We start from the raw sequence: 22,720 nt of genomic DNA, 5'->3' as shown, positions 1-22,720 counted from the left end.
ACGTATGTTTTTTGAAACCAATGAAACCATTATTTTAGCTTCTGCTTCACCACGAAGAAAAGAGTTATTAGCCAGATTAGGGGTTCCATTTACAGTAAACGCAAGCAACGCGGATGAACGTCCGATAGAAAATGGTGAAAAGCCGGAAACTTATGCGAGAGCTTTGTCGTCCATTAAGGCGTCCGCTATATACGAAGACTATCCAGGGACTCTAGTAATTGGAGCCGATACGGTGGTCGCGTTAGACGGAAAGGTGTTCCCGAAGCCAAAATCTGCTGCTCAAGCGGTGGAGTTTTTACAAGAGCTCTCGGGACAAACTCACAGTGTCATAACCGGCGTCACACTTTTAAGAGATGGTGCGTTCACCAGTTTTTCATCCAGTACCGAAGTGACATTTCGGAAGTTAGATTACGCACTCATACAAGCATATGCAGCAACTGGTGATCCGCTAGACAAGGCAGGTGGCTACGGCATACAAACAGCGGGCGGTTTGCTTGTCTCAGAAATTACAGGCGATTACGATAACGTCGTAGGTCTACCAATCTCAGAACTTGCGGATGCATTGCGTTCGAGAGGTCTGATCTGGTTAAAAGGAGACGAGCGCTGATGCCGACGGATTATAAAGATGCGCTAATGATTCGTGATATCCATTTCGCAGACAGACCGCGTGAGCGGATGACTCGTCAAGGGGCGTCCAGTTTGTCGAACCAGGAGCTTGTAGCGATTTTACTTCGTACAGGCTCACGTGAAGAATCCGTGCTCGTCCTTGCAAATAAACTCTTGTCTGAGTTTGATAAGATCCAGGATTTACGTGACGTCACGATTGAAGAGTTGACTGCGGTCAAAGGGGTAGGAGACGCTAAAGCGGTTCAAATCTTGGCGGCAGCTGAACTCGGCAAACGGATCTATTCGGTTGCGCAAGATGGACGCTACGCTATTAAATCACCAGAAGATGCCGCTGCCTACTTGATGACGGATATGTCAAAATTGACGCAAGAACATTTTGTTGTGCTGTTTTTGAATGTGAAAAACGAAGTACTGCACAAACAAACTATTTTCATAGGTAGCCTAAATTCCTCAATCGTTCATCCACGGGAAATTTTCAGGGAAGCTGTGAAACGCTCTGCTGCGTCACTCGTCGTAGCGCATAATCATCCTTCAGGCAACGCAACACCGTCTCCTGAAGACATTGAAGTGACCAAACGACTTGCAGAAGCGGGAGAGCTAATGGGTATCGATCTTTTGGATCATATTATCATTGGAGACCAGCGCTTTATCTCCCTTAAAGAAAAGGGATACATGTGACACTGTGAATTTGTTCGCCTTTCCGTTATACTATGGTGTATGCTTTTAAGAAGCCTCATAAAACGGTACTGCAGAAAGGAAGAACGAATTTGTTTGGACTAGGAGCGAGAGATGTCGGGATTGACCTCGGCACCGCCAATACGTTGGTTTTCATCAAAGGAAAAGGGATTGTTCTACGGGAACCATCCGTAGTTGCGAAAAATACGATGACTAATGAAATCGTGGCTGTTGGTAGTGCTGCGAAAAATATGATCGGCCGTACGCCAGGTTCGATCGTTGCAACACGCCCAATGAAAGATGGAGTTATTGCTGACTTCGACATTACAACAGCAATGATCGAGCACTACATGAAAGAAGCAACAAAAGCTTCTGGTGGCGCATGGAAAAAACCGAACGTTATGGTTTGTGTGCCATACGGAATTACATCAGTTGAACAGCGGGCAGTGATTGACGCAGCTCGTCAAGCTGGCGCAAAAGATGCGTACACGATTGAAGAGCCTTTTGCAGCTGCAATTGGTGCCAATCTACCTGTTTGGGAACCTACTGGTAGTATGGTTGTCGATATCGGTGGAGGTACGACTGAAGTTGCGGTAATTTCACTTGGAGGAATCGTAACAAGTGAGTCGATTCGTGTCGGTGGTGATACGATGGATGCAGCGATCATTAGCTATATCCGTAAAACGTATAACTTAACAATCGGAGAACGTACAGCTGAAGCTATCAAAATCGAAATTGGTTCTGCTAGCGTGCTTGAGACATCTGAGAAGATGGAAATTCGTGGACGCGACTTGTTGACAGGTCTGCCGAAAACACTTGAAATCTCACAAGATGAAATTGTCGAAGCGTTGCGTGAATCATTGTTACAAATTGTCGACGGTGTGAAAAAGACATTGGAAACAACACCTCCAGAATTGTCGGCTGACGTGATGGAGCGTGGAATCGTCTTAACTGGCGGTGGTGCGCTATTACGTAATTTGGACAAGGTAATTTCTGATGAAACGAATATGCCTGTGTTCATCGCGGAAGATCCTTTGGATTGTGTCGCAATCGGAACAGGTAAAGCGCTTGATAATTTTGACGTTATTAAAAAAATGCAAGCGAAATAATTGAGGGAGGATATCGGCAATGCCGCGATTTTTTTCGAACAAACGATTGATTTTACTGCTCGTGGGCGTAATTGTCCTGGTAGCATTGATAGCTTTTTCTCTTAAAGACCGGCAAAGCGCCAACCTCCCTGAAAAGATGGTGAAGGATGTCGTCGGTTTTGGACAATCTCTAATTTCCAAGCCGGCACATTCCATTACCGGATTTTTCGATGACATTGATGGAATTTTGAATACATATGAAGAAAACAAGACGTTGAAAGCCCGTCTGACCGAATATGCTTCAACAGAAGTGGAATTAGCAGATATCAAAGAAGAGAATGAACGTTTACGTAAGATCATCGATAAAAAAGATGATTTGCGAGCGTATGATCCTGTTCAAGCAACTGTCATTTCACGAAATCCCGATCAATGGGAAGAGAAAATTATTGTCGACAAAGGTGCTAAACAGGGAATAAAACGCAACATGGCTGTGTTGACAGCGAATGGGCTTGTCGGAAAAGTTGTCCTCGTGACGCCTTTTAAATCGACTGTCGAATTACTGTCGACTGAAAACCAAAACTTCCGAGTGTCTGCAATGATTCCTGGTAAGAAAGATATTTTTGGTCTGATGGAAGGATACGATCCCGAGCGTGGCGAATTGATTATGAAACGGATCGATTCCAGTTTTGAAGTGAAAGTGGGTCAAAAAGTGATGTCTTCCGGACTTGGCGGGATTTTTCCGAAGGGTCTTTTAATTGGAGAAGTAACTGAGGTTTCGACGGATGATTATGGTCTCACGAAGTTGGCCTACGTTCGTCCGGCTGCTGAATTCTCAATGCTCGATCATGTCATGATCGCCAAAAGACAGTCTGCAACTGCAAAAGGGACAGATGACCCTGGAACGTCGGCAACGGAGGGGGAGGATGGATCATGACTCGGTTCATCATCCCTCTTATTGCTGTCGTTCTGTTTTTTCTGGAGCCGGTTTTCAGTTTGTTTTCACCAATTGAACTGGGCGACGTCCGCTATACACTCGTTCCGAGATTTGTCATTGTTTACTTAGTATTCATCGCTTCCTATTATGATCTTCGCAAGGCGGTTCTCTATGGTTTATCCTTTGGCCTCTTGTATGATATGTATCACATTGATATTATTGGGATATATACGTTTCTCTATCCGCTAATTTGTTTCTTAGCTTTTGTGATCATCCGTCAAGTTCATCGGTCTACCGGGACTGTTATGCTCTTGTCTCTATTTATGGTCGTGTTGCTAGAAATGATGTCATATTTGTTCGCTAGTCTGATTGCCCTTACGTCAATCAATTTAGAAGTGTTTATGACAGCGAGACTCGTACCGACAGTGATCGCTAACTTGATATTCATAATCTTGTTTGGATGGTTGTTTAAAAACCTGATCTACAAACGAGTCGTAGAGAAGCAAGCCGGTATGTAATTTTCGCATAGGGCGGGGTGACGCAAGTGTCGAAACAGCAAGTTGTAACGATTAAAGGTACCAAAGATGGACTCATCCTGCGGTTGGACGATCAATGCGCCTATTCAGATCTATTGGAAGAGTTAGGCAAGAAAGCGCAGGATCCTGGTCTAGAAGGCGCTGTTGAGGTGCAAATTCATACAGGCTCACGCTATTGCAGTGACCAGGCAGCAAAAGAGATTATCCAGGTTGTCCAGTCTGCTGGGCATTTACGTGTTTCAAAGATTCAAAGCGATGTAATTACGATGGAAGAATGCAACCGCCGCGTACAAGAACAACAGTCCGAAACGTATATCGGTATTGTACGTTCTGGTCAGGAAGTACATGCCAAAGGTGATCTGGTTGTCATTGGTGATGTGAATCCGAATGGACATGTCTCTGCAGCGGGAAGCATTTATATACTTGGTAGGTTGAAAGGGAAAGCGCATGCAGGAAATGCTGGCAACCGTGAAGCGGTTATTGCTGCTTCATGGTTGGAAGCGACACACCTCATGATTGCGGACCAAATGGAAACGATGACAGATGAGCTCGCAATTTTGTCAGAGCATCCTGAAATGGAATGCGCATACTTGCACACGAATGGCTTTATCGCCATTGACCGTTTGCAGGATCTAAGACTGTTGCGGCCTGGTTTGTCAACATTTAAAGGGGGGAGCTAATGTGGGAGAAGCAATTGTTATAACATCTGGGAAAGGTGGAGTCGGTAAAACGACTTCGTCGGCAAACCTGGGTACTGCATTGGCCCTTCAAGGTAAGAAAGTTTGTCTAGTCGATACAGATATTGGATTGAGAAATTTAGACGTAATTCTTGGCCTTGAGAATCGTATTATTTACGATCTAGTGGATGTTATTGAAGGTCGCTGTCGAATTCAGCAAGCGCTCGTTAAGGACAAGCGGTTCGAGGATCGTTTGTTCTTATTGCCAGCTGCACAGACGACCGATAAAAACGCAGTCACGCCAGAACAGATGAAAGACTTGATCACTGAGTTAAAACGGGACTATGATTACATTTTGATCGATTGTCCTGCGGGTATTGAGCAAGGTTACAAGAACGCAGTGGCAGGAGCAGATCGTGCGATTGTCGTGACGACTCCGGAAATTTCGGCAGTTCGAGATGCGGACCGGATAATTGGTTTGCTTGAGGCAGAAGATATTGAGCCGCCAAAGCTCATTATTAATCGGATTAGAAGAAATCTCATTAATTCAGGAGATACGCTTGACGTGAATGATATTACTTCACATCTGTCGATCGATTTGCTTGGTATCGTGCTTGATGATGAAAACGTTATTTCGTCTTCCAACAAGGGAGAGCCAGTTGTGATGGATCCAAATAATCCCGCTGCGCTAGGGTATCGTAATATCGCTCGAAGGATACTGGGGGAATCTGTTCCGCTCATGTCAGTGGATACTGGTAAACCAGGATTTTTCGGTAAGTTGAAATCGTTATTTTCAAAATAATATTTAAAGTCCTCTGTACCTAAATTGGTGCAGAGGACTTTTTTGATGCGAATTTATAATTTTACGATTCTCCGCCTTGTATACAAAAGATGTGCGGTCCCGACTATTCAGGAGTTGTGGTTCATATACTGAAAAAAAGGGGGGATACGTGTGAGGAAAAAGACAAAATGGATGTTTGCTCTCGTATTCACAATTGCGATTCTCGGTGTTGCTAAACTAGAGCAACTCGGCGTAATGGAGAAGCCAGTCACCCAATATCTTTCAACGGGTCAAGATTTTGTAGCGGTGAAAAAATGGGTGGCTTCGATGATTGACTCTGAGGAATCCGGAATGATCCAAGTAAGTGGTGAGGTTGAAGGAGTTGACCCATTTGCTGCGTACGAATCGATGCAACCGTATAAATCAGGCGTGATTTTGTCCTATCCTGAAGCTCTTCCGATAGCGGCTCGTGGAAGTGGTCTTATTGTATTTACAGGATTTACGAGACAATCGGGAAAGACACTCACTGTACAGTATGACAATGGCGATGAAGTAACTTATGGATTCGTCGGGTCGTTTGCAAAGTTACCTTATACTGCTGTTAACAAAGGGGACACGCTTGCAGTGATGGAAGAAGGTACGATGTATTTAAAAGTGAAGAGGGATGGACTTGTGCTTGACTCGACGTTGTTACCGGCGTTCTTTTCGGAAGTAAGTCCTTGAAATTTCGGTTGCATCCGATTTTGCTGCCGGTCTTCATTTTACTTGCTGTAATGGGCGGACTCGCTGCTTACGCCATTGTTTTCGGTTCGTTACTCTTTCACGAAGCGGGACATTTAGTGGCGGCAAAAGCGAATCGAATGCGCGTCCGTTCGATAACAATCCTGCCATATGGTGGGGAATTAGAAATCGCCGGACGCGCTGACCATTCACGTCGGGCACGACTCCTGCTAGCACTTGGCGGTCCGATTGCAACGACTCTGTTACTTTTAGTGGCCATGACGGTAACGTTTCCAGGTTCCATGGATGTGATGCGCATCCAACTGTTGATCCTACTCGTGAATTTACTTCCGATATTGCCGCTAGATGGTGGACAGGCGTTACTCGCATTGACAGAACGTGAAGAAAGCCGTTATTTCGATCAAACCGCGTTTCTTTTGTTCTCGATAGGATTTCTGGTCGTAGGAATTTCGGTGTTACTGACAGGATTGCCTGAAACTGCGCTTTTAATAAGTCTTGCGGTTTTTTTATGTTTGCAGAACATTAGTGTATTTCGATTTAGAAGATATCAAAGAATCTATGAGCAATTGAAAAGAAACAACTTGACGTAAAGATGTATGCATGTTATTATTCTAATGTTATGTTTGTAGCGCACCCGTGCTGCAACCGCACTGAACCAGGTACAAGCATCTGTAATGGATCACCTGGGAAGGCGAGTCTAAGACTATTTGAGGAGGTGCAAGTATGTACGCAATTATTGAAACTGGTGGAAAGCAAATCAAAGTTGAGCAAGGTCAGGAGATCTTCATCGAGAAATTGGTGGGAGAAGCTGATGAGGCTGTAACATTTGACAAAGTTCTTTTTGTAGGTGGAGATGACGTGAAAGTTGGCGCTCCATTCGTGGAAGGTGCTTCTGTAACAGCGAAAATCGTTAAACAGGGCAAAGGCAAAAAAATCACTGTCTTCAAATACAAGCCGAAAAAGAACTACAGCAGAAAACAGGGTCATCGTCAGCCTTATACTAAGGTTGTTATCGAAGGCATCAACCTGTAAGCTGTTATGATTCAAATCACCGTACAGGAACAAGCATCTGGTCGTATCAACTCTTTTGAGATGAGCGGACATGCCGATTACGCAGAACATGGGAAAGACTTAGTGTGTGCAGCTGCATCTGCCGTGTCATTTGGCGCAGTAAATGCAATTATTACACTTACTGGAATCACACCAGCGATCCAACAAGGTGAAGATGGTGGATACCTGAAAGTCGTTCTACCGGAGACGGAATATGATCATGATCAGCAAGTGATTATGCGTGCGATGATTGTTTCGATGCAGACGATTGAACAAGACTATGCGCAGTTTATAAAAATAACCTTTACCAAGTAGGAGGTGGAACACATGTTGTTACGTTTGGATCTTCAGTTTTTCGCATCGAAAAAAGGGGTAGGTTCTACAAAGAACGGTCGTGACTCCGAATCGAAACGTCTTGGCGCTAAGCGTGCCGATGGACAATTCGTTTCTGGTGGTTCTATTCTTTACCGCCAGCGCGGAACGAAAATTCACCCAGGTGAAAACGTAGGTCGCGGAGGCGACGATACTCTTTTCGCTAAAGTTGACGGCGTTGTACGCTTCGAGCGTTTTGGCCGCGATAAGAAAAAAGTAAGTGTGTACCCTGCAGTGCAGGAAGCATAAGAATTGAATCCAAAAAGGACTGCACGCGCCAAGTGTGCAGTCCTTTTTTTATTTTTAAAATCTGGATTCCAATTAGTATCATCTCGTTTTCACTTATATAGGCAATCAACAATGATTCACCCAAACTTTTTGACGAACAACACCCCCATAATGCTATACTGTAAAGAACGAAACTGCAGGCGGTGAAGAATTTTGAAAAAATCGGAGTTGACTGTCCGGGATGCGATGAAATTCGCCCGACATGATTTTTTAAATGAGCTACAGCTCATCCTCATGCACATGGACCTCAATAATGTCCCCGAAGCACGGCGCAAACTTCTGGATGCTACAGAACGCATGCGTATTGACTCCCAAATAAGTGGACTGGACATGCCCGTGCTTGAAACGTGGCTATTAACTTTTGACTGGAACTACATAGCGTTCAGCAAAGTTTTAAAAACATCAATCGTTCCTAGAAAATCTGACCGAAAAGCAGACGATCAGGCGATTGTTGAAGTATTGGACGACATATGCCAGCAACTTGTAAATGGCGCAGACCCTTACGCGGACTGTGTGGTCAACATTTTAGTGACGACCACCGGTGACGAGTGGGAAGTCTCACTTTCGCTTCCCGGACAAACAGCGCCGATTGTATGGAATGATGTATATGAGAAAGACTGGACAGCAAAGCTGTCTGTAGATAATGAGTATTGGACGTTCACATTCCGTGGACAATAGGAGGAAATTACATGTTTGTCGATCAGGTAAAAGTTTACGTTAAAGGTGGAGACGGCGGCGATGGAATCGTTGCGTTCCGCCGTGAAAAATATATTGCATTTGGCGGTCCGGCAGGCGGCGATGGCGGGAATGGTGGAGACGTTATCTTCGTCGTAGATGAGGGATTGCGTACATTGATGGATTTCCGTTATCAGCGTCATTTTAAAGCTCCGCGCGGGGAGCATGGAGCCAACAAAAACCAGCATGGCCGTCGAGGTACGAGTATGGTAATCAAAGTTCCGCCTGGTACAGTTGTGACAGATGTAGAAACAAAAGAAATTATCGCGGATTTAGTGGAAGATGGACAAACTGCAGTGATTGCACGCGGAGGACGCGGGGGACGCGGGAACAGCCGTTATGTGACACCGCAAAACACGGCGCCTGAGCTATCCGAAAAAGGAGAACCGGGTGTAGAACGTGACATCATGCTTGAACTGAAAGTACTCGCTGATGTTGGCCTTGTTGGATTCCCAAGTGTCGGTAAATCTACGCTTCTATCTGTCCTATCTGCTGCCAAGCCTAAAATCGCTGATTATCACTTCACAACACTCGTTCCAAACTTGGGGCTTGTTGAAACAGATGATCACCGGACATTTGTCATGGCGGATTTGCCCGGACTTATTGAAGGTGCCCACGAAGGAGTAGGACTTGGACATCAGTTTTTACGTCATATTGAGCGGACTCGTGTCATTGTGCACGTTATTGATATGTCAGGTTTAGAAGGCAGAGATCCATTTGAAGACTTCGAAACGATTAACGCAGAGCTCGAGCAATATAACATGCGTCTAATGGAGCGTCCTCAAATTATTGTGGCAAACAAAATGGACATGCCGGATTCAGAAGAAAACTTACAGGCATTTAAAGAAAAACTTGGAGAAACGGAACACAAAATCTTCCCAATCTCAGCCATTACACGCACTGGATTAGATTCACTATTGTTTGCGATTGCAGACCTGCTTGAAGTGACGTCAGAATTCCCAATGCATGAAGTGGAAGAAACAGAAGAAGAGCACTCCGTTCTTTATAAATACGAACCAGAAACACCTGATTTCAAAATTACACGCGATGACGATGGGGCTTACGTATTGTCCGGATATGGTATCGAGCGATTATTCAAGATGACCGATTTCAACTTCGACCAATCTGTCCGTAAATTTGGCCGTCAAATGCGAGGCATGGGTGTTGATGATGCACTTCGTGAACGCGGTGCGGTAAACGGAGACATCGTTCGTCTTCTTGACTTCGAGTTTGAATTTATTGAGTAATGAAGAGCCGGCTGACGGCTGCAGGGGGATTGACGATGAAGCAGTTGGGTGAAGACCAATTCTATTTGGTGCGGGAAGATGTCCTGACGGAGTCGATGCAAAAAATGCTTGAAGCGAAGCGTCTTCTCGTATCAGGGGAAGCGGCAACGATTCAAGAAGCGACTACTCGTGTTGGATTATCACGAAGCGCCTTTTATAAGTACAAAGATGCAGTATACCCATTTGAAGCGATCGCGCGTGAACGGGTACTGACGGTATTCATCCAATTGGAAGACTTGAAAGGTTCACTTGCGGTTTTGTTGGAGCTTATTTCAACATCCCACTGTAATGTGTTGACGATTCACCAAACCATACCCGTACAAGGGCGGGCGAACATTACGTTGTCGCTGGACGTAACTGAGATGAACCTCTCCATGGAGGCGTTCATCCACAAGCTGAATGGGCCGAGTTTTGTGGATTCGGTTCATTTGGTCAGTTCGGGCGCATTGTGAGAGGAGAACTAGTCGATGAAACATGAATCTTTAAAACCGAGTGTTGCTTATTTAGGACCTGAAGCATCTTTCACGCATATTGCGGCTACAGACTTCTTTGGTAATGATGGACTGATGCCGTTTCCATCGATTCCAGATTGCATAGAAGCGGTGACGGATGGACGAGTAGCCTATGCGATTGTACCGCTCGAAAATGCGTTGGAAGGATCCGTTCCGTTAACGATTGACTACTTGTTTCATGGGAGTGATTTGTTCATTAATGCTGAACTCTCCACACCTATTCAACAGCATCTGATGGTGCATCCAAAACAGGCTGACGCAGTGGAATCACTTTCGTCGATACACTCTCATCCTCATGCGCTCGCGCAATGTCATAAATACTTGCAATATCACTTTAGAAGAGTTCCGCTCATGCAGACGTCTTCGACAGCAGCTGCTGCGAAGTATGTGTCTGAGCATCCGGAACTACCGATTGCGGCGATTGGAAATCAGCTCGCTGCAGATACATATGGACTCCATATTGCTGAAGAATCAATCCACGATTTCCATTTCAACCACACCCGGTTTGTTGTCCTATCATTACGTAAAGAAACGTTAGCTTATGAAGGTGCAGGAATTCCAAAAACCACCCTTATGATTAAGTTGCCGGAAGATGATCAGCCTGGTATGCTTCATCAAATTTTATCGGTGTTTTCATGGCGTAAGTTAAATTTAAGTAAAATTGAGTCCCGTCCATTGAAAACGGGTCTAGGAAATTACTTTTTTATCATAGACGTTGCAGAAACGGAAAATCATCCGATGATGAAAGGTGCAATGGAAGAACTAAAAGCACTTCGTTGTGATGTGTCGTCGTTTGGATCTTATAGTACGTATAATCAAAAAATACCTGCCGGAAAGTAATCGGCAGGTATTTTTTTGTTGAAGTACTATTTACCTCTCCTAATTCGTATAGTTGAAAGAGAAGGTGCCGGACAATGTACATGGTCACATATCCGGGCACCCGTTCATATGATGAGTCGATGGAAGGGGGACTTTACAGAGTGAATGTCCATATCGTTGTAAAAGGTGACACGCTTTGGAAAATAGCGCGTCAATATGGAATTTCGTTTGAAGAATTGAAAAAGGTGAATGCACATTTAGCCAATCCTGACTATATTGTGCCCGGCATGAAAATTTTTCTTCCCGAGGGGAAGGGGACTAAGCATCCTGAAAAGCATGGGGGAAAGGAAAAACATCCTCAACAGTATGAGAAGCCGATGAAACCAGCACCGCCGGCACAGCCAGTACCTCCGATACCAAAGCCGACGCCACCTGCACAGAAGCCAATGCCAAAGCCACCTGCACAGAAACCGTTGCCAACGCCACCACCAGCACCGCCGCCAAAACCTGCACCAAAGCCAGAGGTGAAGCCACAACCGAAACCTGAAGTGAAGCCACAACCGATGCCGAAACCACCACCTCCACCACCAAAGCCGGAAGTGAAACCGATGCCTAAACCAGAACCTCCGAGCTGCGAAGCACCACCAGTACCACCAATGCCGCCAATGCAGCCACAACCGATGGTCCACCCGATGTTCATTGGCATTCCGTGTGGTTGGATGCCGATTTACGATGCGGACTGTCATCCATGCGCGCATCCGATGCAACATCATATGCATCAGCCGATGGCACCACCGATGATGCCGCAAGTACCTGTACAGCCACCATTATGGAACATGCAACCTGAAACATCGGAGTGCAAAGATGAATCACCAATTATGGCTGGTCAAGGACCAGGAGTGTCACCGAATCATTGCGACAGTATGAAAATGTGGGAAACTCCGAACGTTCAAATGCCGAATATCGAGTCATCTACTTTTGACTTATCACCACCTGCGTACTGTCCGCCTGAACAAGGATATGTCCCACAACAGATGCCGCAACAAGGATATACACAGCAGTACCCGAACAATCAGCAAGTTCCGATGCAAGGCATTCAAGCTGCTGCACAACATCCACAATACATGCATCTATGCTCGTCTTGTGGTTCAAACATGTCGCCAACTCCATATTACGGGATGCCGATGATGGGAATACATCCTTATTATGGTGGCTATCAGCAAATGGGTTATCCGCAGCAAGGAAACTATGGGCAAAACCAAATGGGTTCGTATTGATCGACCGTGGAAGTTGAAAAGAAATTTTCTCGCATTAAAGAAAATGTATGGCGATTAGAAGAAGAGGGAAAAGAATATTCGGTAAAGCGCTATGCGGATGTTCGAGATGCCATCAAAATCAGGAAAATACATGAACTGTTGCAAACAGTGGAATATCCATTTTGTGCACCAATTACGACCAAAGGAAATGCGCACATTGTCGTCCAGCCATGGATAACGGATGCTATCCCAGTGGATTTTACAAAACAATCTGATCGGAGGGCTTCCTTGACAGCATTGGATGCCCTCCACGAGACTGAATCTGTTGTGGACTGGGAATCTCTTCCGTTTTTACAAACGTACACATTGTTGGATAAATGGAGTTGGCGACTGGAGAGGTTTCTCAACAAACGCCATACAATCGTTCCTTTTTTAGGGGAAGAGACCTTTGATAGTATTGAGCGGTATAGCGAGCAAGCTCTTGCACGTTTAGTCACCTCAACTGCTCGAGAAGCGCCCCATACGCTTCTTCACGGAGATGTGGTGCATCACAATCTATTGAAAACCTCGGAGGGAACTGTATCCTTAATAGACTTTGATTTAGCATGCACTGGTCATCCCGACGTAGAAATTGCATTATGGCTGCATCGAGTTCTTCCAAAGGTCGATTACAATGCGACGTTATTGTTTGATGAAGAACCTAGATTGCAAGTTCTTGGCCAGCAGGCAATTGCCATGCTTCAGTATCCAAATGAGATGCTGCGTGAGTGGTCGTATTTGACGACACTTCCTGAAGAACGTCAAAAGACCTTAGCCAAGCAACTCATTCCATTTACTGAACAGGCATTGAATCGATGGCCTGAACTCTGTCAGTTTTCAAACAATTTACTTGAACACGATCGCTATTTCCCATAAGGACTGCCCAAGTCGTATGTTATACGTCTGGCAGTTCTTTTTGGTGATTAGACTGCGCTGTATTTCACGTTGATGTGGTATACTTGAAGATAAGACTCTAGGGGGTAAGTGGCATTGTATGATTACATAAAAGGGTTCGTTACCCGAGTGACACCAGAATATATTACGATTGAAAATGGAGGAATCGGTTATCAAGTGTTAACACCGAATCCATACGCATTTCATGTGACGGAAACAGAGCAACAGATCTTCATTCACCACCATGTGCGGGAAGATGCTCAGTTGCTTATGGGTTTTCTATCATTAGAGCAAAGAGAACTATTTAGAAAACTGATCACGGTATCAGGAATCGGTCCAAAAGGGGCACTTGCCATACTTTCAAGTGGTATTCCATCACAAGTGATCAGCGCAATCGAGCGTGAAGACGAGTCGTTCCTTGTTCAGTTCCCAGGTGTCGGTAAGAAGACAGCTCGCCAAATGATTTTGGATTTGAAAGGCAAATTGGTAGATCTCTTCACGGAGTTGGACATGCCAGAAGATGATGGCAATACACTATTCACTCTCACAGAAAACGGAGCACTTGAAGAAGCGATGCTTGCACTTGAAGCGCTAGGTTATTCAGCAAGAGAAATAGCGAAAGTGAAAAAAGCGCTCGAGAAAGAAGAGTTATCGACAGAAGGATATATGAAGAGAGCATTGCAATTATTACTTAAACAGCAGTAAGAAGTCCGTGTTCTTTGCGCACGGTTGAAAAGGAGGGAGAACAATGGATTCACGCGTACTTTCAAGTGAACTTTCGGATTTTGATGAAGGATTCGAGCAATCACTGCGCCCGCAACTGTTAGCGCATTATATAGGACAAGATAAAGTGAAGGACAACTTGTCAATTTTCATCGAGGCCGCTCGGGGACGAAGCGAAAGTTTGGACCACGTGCTATTATATGGACCACCAGGGCTAGGGAAGACAACGCTCGCTGCTGTTATTGCGAATGAGATGGGCGTCAACCTTCGCATGACGAGCGGTCCAGCGATTGAACGTCCCGGTGATTTGGCGGCAGTCGTTTCTTCACTGGAGCCAGGGGATGTATTATTTATCGATGAAATTCATCGGTTGAATCGATCGATTGAGGAAGTACTGTACCCTGCTATGGAAGACTTTTGTCTCGATATCGTCGTTGGAAAAGGGCCATCTGCAAAATCGATACGTCTCGACTTGCCACCGTTTACATTGATTGGGGCAACAACACGTGCCGGATCACTTTCTGCCCCGCTTCGGGATCGGTTCGGCGTTCCGTTACGTCTTGAATACTATGACATTGACCCGCTACAGGAAATTGTCATTAGAAGTGCAGGGTTGTTTGATGTGAAGATCGAGGACCAGGCAGCTGTAGAAATTGCACGTAGGTCAAGAGGGACCCCACGTATTTCAAATCGTCTACTTCGTAGGGTGCGAGACTATGCGCAAGTGCGCGGCAATGGTACAATTTCTCTCGACATCGCAAAAGAGGCACTGGAAATGTTACAAGTGGATTCCCATGGACTTGACCACATCGACCATAAGTTATTGACCGGTATGATTGAACGGTTCCGAGGTGGGCCAGTTGGATTGGAGACCCTTGCAGCAAGTATCGGGGAAGAGTCGGTCACACTTGAAGACGTCTACGAACCCTATCTATTGCAAATCGGGTTCATTCAACGGACCCCGCGTGGAAGAATTGCGACACACTTGGCGTATGAACACTTTGGGTATCCACTGCCCGAGCAACGCTGACTTTACGACATTAAGGAGATTAGATGGAATGGATGTACATGATTTTGACTTTGACTTACCACAACGGTTAATAGCACAAACACCACTCGCGGATAGAACTGCCAGTAGGATGCTTGTGTTGAATAGTGAAACAGGAGAAGTTGCACATAAACACTTTCGTGCAATTGTCGACGAACTAGAAGCAGGCGATATGCTTGTGCTGAATGACACGAAGGTGCTACCAGCGCGATTGATTGGCGTGAAAGAAGAAACCGGAGCTTCTATCGAAGTATTATTACTGAAAGAAACCGGTGACAATGAATGGGAAACACTCGTCAAGCCTGCGAAGCGAGTGAAGCCTGGGACGGTCATTACGTTTGGTGACGGTCGTTTGACTGCAGAGTGTATCGGTGTTGCCGATCAAGGCGGCCGCACGTTTAAGTTTACGTATGAAGGTATTTTCTATGAGCTACTGGATGCTCTTGGGAAAATGCCATTGCCACCGTATATTACGGAATCACTAGATGACCAATCACGCTATCAAACCGTGTTTGCAAAAGAGCGTGGTTCTGCAGCAGCCCCAACTGCTGGATTGCATTTTACGGAAGAAATTTTAGATGAACTACGAGCTAAAGGCGTTGGTGTAGAATTCATCACCTTACACGTAGGTCTCGGAACATTCCGTCCGGTTAGCGTCGATTCGATAGAAGATCACGAAATGCATGCAGAGTACTACCAAGTGACCGAGGCAACGGCTACTGCTATTAATCGTACGAAAGAAGCGGGAGGACGCGTGATTGCAGTTGGTACAACGTCTACGCGTACGCTTGAAACGATTGCGAGCGAAAATGATGGCAAGATTGTCGCTGGTTCGGGATGGACATCCATCTTTATTTTCCCGGGCTATGAATTTAAAGGGGTAGATGGGCTCATCACGAACTTCCACTTGCCGAAATCGACACTAGTCATGCTTGTGTCCGCCCTTTCCACTCGAGATTATATTTTAAATGCCTATCACCAGGCGATCGATGAAGAATATCGATTCTTCAGTTTCGGAGATGCGATGTTCATCCGACCGTCAAGAAAGAAGGAGAACGAATAATGCCAGCAGTTACATACGAACATATTAAAACATGTAAACAAACAGGTGCACGCCTTGGAATTGTGCATACGCCGCACGGCTCTTTCGAAACACCAACATTCATGCCTGTTGGAACGATGGCGACTGTGAAAACCATGTCTCCTGAAGAGTTGAAAGAAATCGGTTCTGGAATCATTTTGAGTAATACGTATCACTTATGGCTTCGTCCGGGTCATGAAATTATTCGCGAAGCAGGCGGACTTCATAAATTCATGAACTGGGATCGTCCCATTTTAACGGATTCGGGCGGATTCCAAGTATTTTCTTTGAGTGATATGCGTAAAATCGAAGAAGAGGGTGTTCACTTCAGACACCATTTGAACGGCAGTAAGCTTTTCCTAAGTCCTGAAAAGGCAATGGATATCCAAAATGCTCTCGGGTCGGACATTATGATGGCGTTTGATGAATGCCCGCCTTTCCCAGCAACTTATGAGTATATGAAAGCGAGTGTTGAGCGTACTTCCCGTTGGGCAGAACGCTGCCTAAATGCGCATCAACGTCCTAACGATCAAGGTCTGTTCGGAATTGTACAAGGTGGAGAATTTGAAGAACTGCGTAAACAAAGTGCGAAAGATCTAACGTCACTTGACTTCCCAGGTTATGCGATTGGTGGACTATCTGTTGGTGAACCAAAGGACATTATGAACCGTGTGCTTGAATTCACAACACCGTTACTGCCTGCTGACAAGCCCCGTTACTTAATGGGAGTCGGCTCACCGGATTCACTAATTGACGGAGCGATCCGTGGAGTGGATATGTTCGACTGCGTATTGCCAACGCGAATTGCTCGTAATGGTACGTTAATGACTAGTAACGGACGCGTTGTCATCAAGAACGCAAAATATGAAAAAGACTTTGGGCCAATCGATGAAAATTGCGACTGTCATACATGTAAAAACTATAGTCGCGCATACGTTCGTCACCTAATTAAATGTAATGAAACTTTTGGTCTGCGACTCGCGTCATATCATAACCTGTACTTTTTGCTCAATTTAATGGAGCAAGTACGGGATGCAATCCGGAATGATCGTCTCGGCGATTTCCGTGAAGAGTTTTTCGAACAATATGGTTTCAACAAACCAAATGCAAAAAACTTTTAATTCTTGTATACTAGTTTAAGTAGGGGGGGGGATTTTAGATGAGTGCAACTTTAGTAAATTTGCTGCCGTTCGTAGCGATGATCGCAATTATGTGGTTTTTGCTGATTCGTCCAGCACAAAAACGTCAGAAAGCAACAAAAGAAATGCAGACAAGCTTGAAGCGTGGAGATGGTGTCGTGACAATCGGTGGATTACACGGTACAATTGACGCAGTCGATGAAACTTCTGTATTTTTGAAAACTGCAGACGGCGCTGTATTGCAATTCGATCGTCAAGCTGTCGGTCGAGTTACAGATAGCTCAACCGCTATTTAATACTGAAATTGAAGAGACCTGCCAGGTTAATGGGCAGGTCTCTTTTTATGCCTTTATCCGTTTAAGCGACAGCACTTGTGGGCAAGCTACGAACGATAAAGGAGGATGTAGTCATGCATGATTTAGTTATTATCGGGTTTCGCACATTACTTCTGTATGCGCTTATTGTTCTCATCCTTCGATTGATGGGAAAGAGAGAAGTCGGTGAATTAAGTGTTATTGATATTGTCGTTTTTGTCATTATCGCTGAAGTGGCAGCATTTGCACTCGACTCTCCAGACGAAAAGCTCATTAACTCCATTCTGCCCATGTTAGTTTTGCTGATCATTCAGTTTGTGTCGTCTTATATTTCGTTGAAAAACAAGAAATTCCGAGACATTGTTGACGGGGATACAACTGTAATTATTCGAGATGGGCATATATTAGAAGAAGAGATGCGAAAACAACGTTATAATTTAGATGACTTGTTCCAGCAATTACGTGAAAAAGAAATCGGTTCGGTATTTGAAGTAGCATACGCGTATCTTGAACCGTCGGGTAACTTAGCGGTATTCAAATACGGAGACACCGCACCTGTTCTTCCTCTCATTTCAGATGGATATATCGATGCCCGACACCTGGAAATCCAGCACAAAACTGAAGAATGGTTAGTAGCAGAGCTTCGTAAAAAAGGTATAGAGGATCCGCAGCAAGTTTTTTACTGTTCGTATGAAAATGGAGAACTAAAAGTCCAATTGAAGCAAGCTTATTTGTGACGAGCAAATAATTTGTTGAAGTGACGGATGTCATCTCGCTTCAACTGTCCAGTGAAAAATAGAACGATTGTGAGAAAAATTACGGTGATTCCGCAATCGATCCAAAGACCATAATTGCCGGTTGGTATAAAGATCGGACGCATGATTGCAGTCATTATGAATGATGCATATGGAAGTGCAAACATTGTAAAACCGGTGTCGGTCTTTCTGTTTTTTCTTAACGTTGCAATATGTAGGAACGAGGTAATTAGAACACCGAATCCAATTGCTAAAATAGCCCCAGTTTCTTGAAGACCTGGTTGTGAAGCAAGTACAAACATGACAACCAACTTAGCGATTCCACCGTAGACAGAGTTCATCATAGCCGCTTTCGCTTCATTTGTTGCTTGCAAAATGGAAAACAAAGGACTTTGAATGTAATAAAAGAAAAAAATTGGGGCAAGTATTACCATATACGATGCCCCTTTTGTAATATGAAAGAGTGTTTCTGCCATTTCTTTACCGTGAATGAAAAATACTGCGGCTGCAAACGCGCCTGTTAGGGCAGAAAGCCGAAGAGATAAATGAATACGTTCTCGAAGCTTACTAATATTTCCTGATGCGGAAGCACCGCTTACTGCAGGAATGAGCACAACAGACAGCGCATAAGAGATGAATGATGGGAATAGCAGCAATGGAATCAGTACCCCTGAAATAACCCCATAGAGCGAAGTCGCAGCAGCCGCTGTAATTCCCGATACAGCAAGAGCGCGTAAAAAGATGATCGGTTCTAAAAACCATGTAAACGTCCCGAATAATCGACTTCCTGAGGAAGGTAATGCAACAGAAAATAATGGTTGAAGCGGATAATGACCATCCCTATCGCGCGTAGCAGGGGTATTTTTTTTGTGTTTTTTATATTTAAGCCATAAATAGAATACCGAACCTGCCTCTGCAAGTAATGTAATTAACATAGCGATTGCAGCATTCAGTGGAGCATTTCCATCGACTAAGAAGTAAGGAAGTAGCCAAGTGATGAGTATAATCCGGATGAATTGTTCAATGATTTGTGACCATGCTGTCTCTTCCAGACGAGCGATTCCTTGAAAAAAACCACGAATCATTCCACCGATAGCAGCTATCGGTATAATTGCAATACCTACATAAAGTGTCGTGGATGTGGCAGAATTACCAAGTAACGTTCCTGATAGATAAGGAACGAATAATACCGAAAGCGGAATGAAGATAAAAGCCGTGCACAGTGTTATGAATGTGGACGTTCTCATTACTTGTGAAAAACGAGCAGTTTCACCTTTAGCTTTCAGTTCGGCTATGACTTTTGCAATTGCAATCGGTATCCCTAACTGAACGAGCGATAAGAAAAAGATGAATGCCGGGAATGCAGTCATATAAATGCCTACTGCTTCTTCACCAGCAACCCGCATAAATTGAATACGATAGACAAAACCTAGTAGTTTTGTCATGAAAACGGCAATCATCAAGATTACTGTACCGCGAATAAATGAAGACAATGAAAACAACTCCTTCTCAAGTCCAACCAATTCATATACACTATTAGTATGCGGAAACATGTACATTTACAACTCTCTATTAAAGAAGGGATGAACGTGAGTGGATATCAAATACGAACAATTGTTTGACCATGTCCGCCCTGCAATTGAAAGTAAGATGAACGAATTCCATTTTTACGGGTATTCAACTGTGACAGAAAAGGATATTTGGAAATACTGCGTTCAAAAAAAGTGGCGAAAGCGAAATATCAGTGAGATGAGGACGTATGAGCTGATCAATGATGTTATGGAACTCACACCAGCAGAATACATGACCTACACACAAATTGAAGAGCAGCGGGGGTCTGATTGGTTTTCAGATTTGAATAGCGATGAGTTACAACTCTTACTTTCCCCTAAGAAGAATTCAGAAAATTAGGTTGTGGAACGAATAGCATTTGACACAAGAGACTCTCTGTCTCATAATTGTTGTGTTGATGTTTCTTTCGTACATAACATAGTAATACCGCTTCACATATAGAGGGGGAAAATGGATCATGAAGAAAAGAGGACGGCTGGTCGCCTTTTTATTGTTGCTCGTTATTTTTGCAGCTACAATCGGCAGTACAGCGAACCCAATTTTAAAAAATGTAAAATTAGGACTGGATTTACAAGGTGGATTTGAAGTCTTGTATGAAGTTCAGCAACTGAAAACAGGAGATAATAAGCAGAAAATCACTGAAGACGTTGTCGCTGATACTGCGAAAGCACTTCGCAACCGGATTGACGTACTCGGTGTCAGTGAACCAAGTATTCAAATTGAATCGAACAATCGAATCCGCGTTCAGCTAGCTGGTGTTGACGACCAGAAGAAGGCACGTGAATTACTTTCGACCCAAGCGAATTTAACGTTCCGTGATGCGGATGATAAATTATTGCTTGACGGGGACGACTTGAAAGCAGGTAAAGCGAAGGCAAACTTTGGTGAAGGCGGCAATCCAGTCGTTACACTAGAGATGAAAGACCCTTCGAAGTTTGCTCAAGTGACAACGGAAGTCGCTGCAAAAGCGCCTGAAAACGTCATGGTCATCTGGCTCGACTTCGAAGAAGGTAAAGATTCTTATAAAGAAGAAATGAAAAAACCGGATCCTCGTTTCATCTCAGCACCTTCCGTACGTCAAACTATCAACTCTTCGGATGTTGAGATTTCCGGTAGTTTCACAGTTGACGAGACAAAGGATCTTGCAGGTATCTTGAACGCAGGGGCACTCCCGGTTCATCTTGAAGAGATGTACTCGACATCTGTCGGTGCACAATTTGGTGAGCAAGCGCTAGACAAAACGATAACTGCTGGTATTATCGGCGTTTCGTTAATCTTCCTCTTTATGCTCGTGTACTACCGTATTCCCGGGGTTGTAGCAGTCATTACACTTTCTGTATACATTTTCTTGATCATGGTAGTCTTCACACTCATTAATGGTGTGCTAACATTGCCTGGTATTGCCGCATTGCTACTAGGGGTCGGTATGGCCGTTGATGCGAACATCCTAACCTATGAGCGTATAAAAGAAGAACTACGCATTGGTAGTTCCATAAAGACCGCTTTCTCTCGTGGTGCCAAAGAGTCCTTCACTGCGATTTTAGATGCCAACATTACAACGCTACTTGCAGCAGTCGTATTGTTCATCTTCGGGACAAGCTCGGTTAAAGGTTTTGCAACAATGCTCATCATCAGTATCGCTGTCAGCTTCATAACAGCTGTATGGGGTTCTCGTTTACTTCTCGGCTTGCTTGTTCATAGCGGTTACTTTGACGGGAAAACAAGCTGGTTCGGAATTTCTCCGAAACACGTTCACCCTGCAGAAGAAAACGTAGATACGCTCGAATTGTCTACGAAGTTCGACCGTTTCGACTTTGTTCATAGCCGTAAGCGATTCTATACACTTTCAATCGTATTATTGATTGTAGGTGCGATTATCCTAGGAATCTTCAAATTGAACTTAGGAATTGACTTCTCTAGTGGTACACGAGCTGAAATTCTTTCAGAGAGTGCGATAACGAAAGATGAAATCAGTACGTACTTGGAAGACATCGGCTATCCTACAGAAGATATCGTCATTTCTGGAGACAAGAGCAATATCGGTGTTGCTCGATTTAATGAAGAGTTCAGTCAAGAAGAAGTGAACGACATAAAGACTCAAGTTGCTGAAAAATATGGTTCTGAACCAAATATTTCAACAGTATCAGATAAAGTCGGAAAAGAATTAGCAAAAAATGCGATTTATGCATTGATGCTAGCAGCACTTGGGATTATTATCTACGTCGCGTTCCGCTTTGAATGGCGAATGGGTGTCTCGGCTATTATAGGGCTGCTTCACGACGCATTCTTCATGATTGCGATCTTCAGTATCTTACGTTTGGAAGTGGATATCACTTTCATCGCGGCTGTACTGACGATTGTCGGGTATTCTATCAACGATACGATCGTTACGTTTGACCGGATCCGTGAGAACCTTCATAAGATCGGTCACTTGGACAACGAGAATGACTTGGCAAATATTATCAACAAATCACTTCGCCAAACACTCGGACGTTCTGTGAATACCGTATTGACTGTACTTATAGTCGTCGTTGCGCTTATTGCATTAGGCGCAGAAGCGATTCGACCATTCTCAATCGCATTGCTGATTGGTCTCATCGCAGGTACGTATTCATCAATCTACATTTCCGCTCAAATCTGGTTCGACCTGAAAAAGCGTGAAATCAAGAAACACGGTAAACTTAAAACGGTCAAAGAAAAGAAACAATGGGGATCAGACGAACCAATCGTTTAATACGTTTCAACGATTCCTTTAACAGGTATACTCAGGTATACCTG

At 44.3% G+C, this 22,720-nt stretch carries 27 protein-coding genes and 1 other annotated feature; of the genes, 26 read left to right on the top strand and 1 reads right to left on the bottom strand.

The genetic code is table 11. The features are described 5' to 3' along the window. Positions 1-4 precede the first annotated feature (4 nt). From RL70_RS08735 to RL70_RS08620, 24 genes are all read left to right on the top strand, one after another. Positions 5-607: a nucleoside triphosphate pyrophosphatase gene (locus RL70_RS08735; RefSeq protein ID WP_039043035.1), complete on the top strand. Its 603-nt coding sequence runs from the start codon at positions 5-7 to the stop codon at positions 605-607. After that, a complete protein-coding gene (gene radC / locus RL70_RS08730; RefSeq protein ID WP_039043034.1) occupies positions 607-1,305 on the top strand; it encodes a DNA repair protein RadC in 699 nt (232 codons plus the stop codon). Before RL70_RS08735 ends, radC begins: the two co-directional genes overlap by 1 nt. Before the next feature lie 89 nt (positions 1,306-1,394). Beyond that, entirely contained in the window at positions 1,395-2,411 is a 1,017-nt protein-coding gene (locus RL70_RS08725) for a rod shape-determining protein (RefSeq protein ID WP_025783515.1), read from the top strand. Between the two features lie 19 nt (positions 2,412-2,430). After that, complete coding sequence (mreC, locus tag RL70_RS08720) at positions 2,431-3,324, top strand: rod shape-determining protein MreC (protein WP_039043033.1); 894 nt, start codon at positions 2,431-2,433, stop codon at positions 3,322-3,324. Beyond that, positions 3,321-3,842, top strand: coding sequence for a rod shape-determining protein MreD (gene mreD / locus RL70_RS08715; RefSeq protein WP_039043032.1), 522 nt, complete (start codon positions 3,321-3,323; stop codon positions 3,840-3,842). The genes mreC and mreD overlap by 4 nt, the downstream gene beginning before the upstream one ends. A gap of 26 nt (positions 3,843-3,868) precedes the next feature. After that, a complete protein-coding gene (locus tag RL70_RS08710) occupies positions 3,869-4,540 on the top strand; it encodes a septum site-determining protein MinC (RefSeq protein WP_039043031.1) in 672 nt (223 codons plus the stop codon). 1 nt (position 4,541) lies between these two features. Further along, positions 4,542-5,339, top strand: a complete 798-nt coding sequence (gene minD, locus RL70_RS08705; protein ID WP_039043030.1) for a septum site-determining protein MinD — start codon at positions 4,542-4,544, stop codon at positions 5,337-5,339. A gap of 150 nt (positions 5,340-5,489) precedes the next feature. Beyond that, a complete protein-coding gene (locus tag RL70_RS08700; RefSeq protein WP_039043029.1) occupies positions 5,490-6,041 on the top strand; it encodes a M23 family metallopeptidase in 552 nt (183 codons plus the stop codon). Beyond that, complete coding sequence (locus tag RL70_RS08695; RefSeq protein ID WP_039043028.1) at positions 6,038-6,649, top strand: site-2 protease family protein; 612 nt, start codon at positions 6,038-6,040, stop codon at positions 6,647-6,649. The genes RL70_RS08700 and RL70_RS08695 overlap by 4 nt, the downstream gene beginning before the upstream one ends. A gap of 43 nt (positions 6,650-6,692) precedes the next feature. After that, positions 6,693-6,768 (top strand) — a sequence feature (ribosomal protein L21 leader region). A gap of 14 nt (positions 6,769-6,782) precedes the next feature. Next, the gene (gene rplU, locus RL70_RS08690; RefSeq protein WP_025783522.1) at positions 6,783-7,091 is read left to right on the top strand and encodes a 50S ribosomal protein L21; all 309 of its coding nucleotides are present in this window, start codon (positions 6,783-6,785) and stop codon (positions 7,089-7,091) included. 6 nt (positions 7,092-7,097) lie between these two features. Continuing rightward, a complete protein-coding gene (locus RL70_RS08685) occupies positions 7,098-7,424 on the top strand; it encodes a ribosomal-processing cysteine protease Prp (protein WP_039043027.1) in 327 nt (108 codons plus the stop codon). A 15-nt stretch (positions 7,425-7,439) separates the two neighbouring features. Further along, a complete protein-coding gene (rpmA, locus tag RL70_RS08680; RefSeq protein ID WP_025783524.1) occupies positions 7,440-7,730 on the top strand; it encodes a 50S ribosomal protein L27 in 291 nt (96 codons plus the stop codon). A 192-nt stretch (positions 7,731-7,922) separates the two neighbouring features. After that, the gene (locus RL70_RS08675) at positions 7,923-8,447 is read left to right on the top strand and encodes a Spo0B domain-containing protein (RefSeq protein ID WP_039043026.1); all 525 of its coding nucleotides are present in this window, start codon (positions 7,923-7,925) and stop codon (positions 8,445-8,447) included. Positions 8,448-8,458: 11 nt separating this feature from the next. After that, entirely contained in the window at positions 8,459-9,751 is a 1,293-nt protein-coding gene (gene obgE / locus RL70_RS08670; protein WP_039043025.1) for a GTPase ObgE, read from the top strand. A gap of 35 nt (positions 9,752-9,786) precedes the next feature. Beyond that, complete coding sequence (locus tag RL70_RS08665) at positions 9,787-10,242, top strand: ACT domain-containing protein (RefSeq protein WP_039043024.1); 456 nt, start codon at positions 9,787-9,789, stop codon at positions 10,240-10,242. 15 nt (positions 10,243-10,257) lie between these two features. Further along, on the top strand, positions 10,258-11,142 hold the full coding sequence (gene pheA, locus RL70_RS08660; protein WP_039043023.1) for a prephenate dehydratase: 885 nt from the start codon (positions 10,258-10,260) through the stop codon (positions 11,140-11,142). Positions 11,143-11,216: 74 nt separating this feature from the next. Next, positions 11,217-12,398: a SafA/ExsA family spore coat assembly protein gene (gene safA, locus RL70_RS18335; protein WP_052245869.1), complete on the top strand. Its 1,182-nt coding sequence runs from the start codon at positions 11,217-11,219 to the stop codon at positions 12,396-12,398. A 6-nt stretch (positions 12,399-12,404) separates the two neighbouring features. Then, positions 12,405-13,292 carry an aminoglycoside phosphotransferase family protein gene (locus RL70_RS08650; protein WP_052245868.1) on the top strand — a complete coding sequence of 296 codons (888 nt, stop codon included), beginning with the start codon at positions 12,405-12,407 and terminating at the stop codon, positions 13,290-13,292. Between the two features lie 114 nt (positions 13,293-13,406). Then, positions 13,407-14,015 (top strand): Holliday junction branch migration protein RuvA, encoded by a 609-nt coding sequence (gene ruvA, locus RL70_RS08645; protein WP_039043022.1) that lies wholly within the window; start codon positions 13,407-13,409, stop codon positions 14,013-14,015. A gap of 43 nt (positions 14,016-14,058) precedes the next feature. Beyond that, a complete protein-coding gene (ruvB, locus tag RL70_RS08640) occupies positions 14,059-15,063 on the top strand; it encodes a Holliday junction branch migration DNA helicase RuvB (protein WP_039043021.1) in 1,005 nt (334 codons plus the stop codon). 28 nt (positions 15,064-15,091) lie between these two features. Then, the gene (gene queA, locus RL70_RS08635) at positions 15,092-16,144 is read left to right on the top strand and encodes a tRNA preQ1(34) S-adenosylmethionine ribosyltransferase-isomerase QueA (protein WP_039043020.1); all 1,053 of its coding nucleotides are present in this window, start codon (positions 15,092-15,094) and stop codon (positions 16,142-16,144) included. Further along, complete coding sequence (gene tgt / locus RL70_RS08630) at positions 16,144-17,283, top strand: tRNA guanosine(34) transglycosylase Tgt (protein WP_039043019.1); 1,140 nt, start codon at positions 16,144-16,146, stop codon at positions 17,281-17,283. The genes queA and tgt overlap by 1 nt, the downstream gene beginning before the upstream one ends. A 38-nt stretch (positions 17,284-17,321) precedes the next feature. Next, positions 17,322-17,597: a preprotein translocase subunit YajC gene (gene yajC / locus RL70_RS08625; protein WP_039043018.1), complete on the top strand. Its 276-nt coding sequence runs from the start codon at positions 17,322-17,324 to the stop codon at positions 17,595-17,597. A 113-nt stretch (positions 17,598-17,710) separates the two neighbouring features. Then, positions 17,711-18,352, top strand: coding sequence for a DUF421 domain-containing protein (locus tag RL70_RS08620; RefSeq protein ID WP_039043017.1), 642 nt, complete (start codon positions 17,711-17,713; stop codon positions 18,350-18,352). Here RL70_RS08620 and RL70_RS08615 read toward each other — a convergent pair. After that, entirely contained in the window at positions 18,343-19,863 is a 1,521-nt protein-coding gene (locus RL70_RS08615; protein WP_039043075.1) for a polysaccharide biosynthesis protein, read from the bottom strand. The two genes, RL70_RS08620 and RL70_RS08615, sit on opposite strands and share 10 nt — an antisense overlap. A 100-nt stretch (positions 19,864-19,963) precedes the next feature. Between RL70_RS08615 and RL70_RS08610 the strand changes: the two genes are divergently transcribed. Next, positions 19,964-20,281 carry a post-transcriptional regulator gene (locus tag RL70_RS08610; protein ID WP_039043016.1) on the top strand — a complete coding sequence of 106 codons (318 nt, stop codon included), beginning with the start codon at positions 19,964-19,966 and terminating at the stop codon, positions 20,279-20,281. Positions 20,282-20,399: 118 nt separating this feature from the next. Continuing rightward, positions 20,400-22,676: a protein translocase subunit SecDF gene (gene secDF, locus RL70_RS08605; RefSeq protein ID WP_039043015.1), complete on the top strand. Its 2,277-nt coding sequence runs from the start codon at positions 20,400-20,402 to the stop codon at positions 22,674-22,676. Positions 22,677-22,720 lie beyond the last annotated feature (44 nt).

The sequence above is a fragment of the Sporosarcina sp. ZBG7A genome, assembly GCF_000813425.1.
Taxonomy (GTDB): Bacteria; Bacillota; Bacilli; order Bacillales_A; family Planococcaceae; genus Sporosarcina.
Note: the sequence above shows the minus strand (reverse complement) of the source record. Positions and strands in the feature narration are given on the sequence as shown.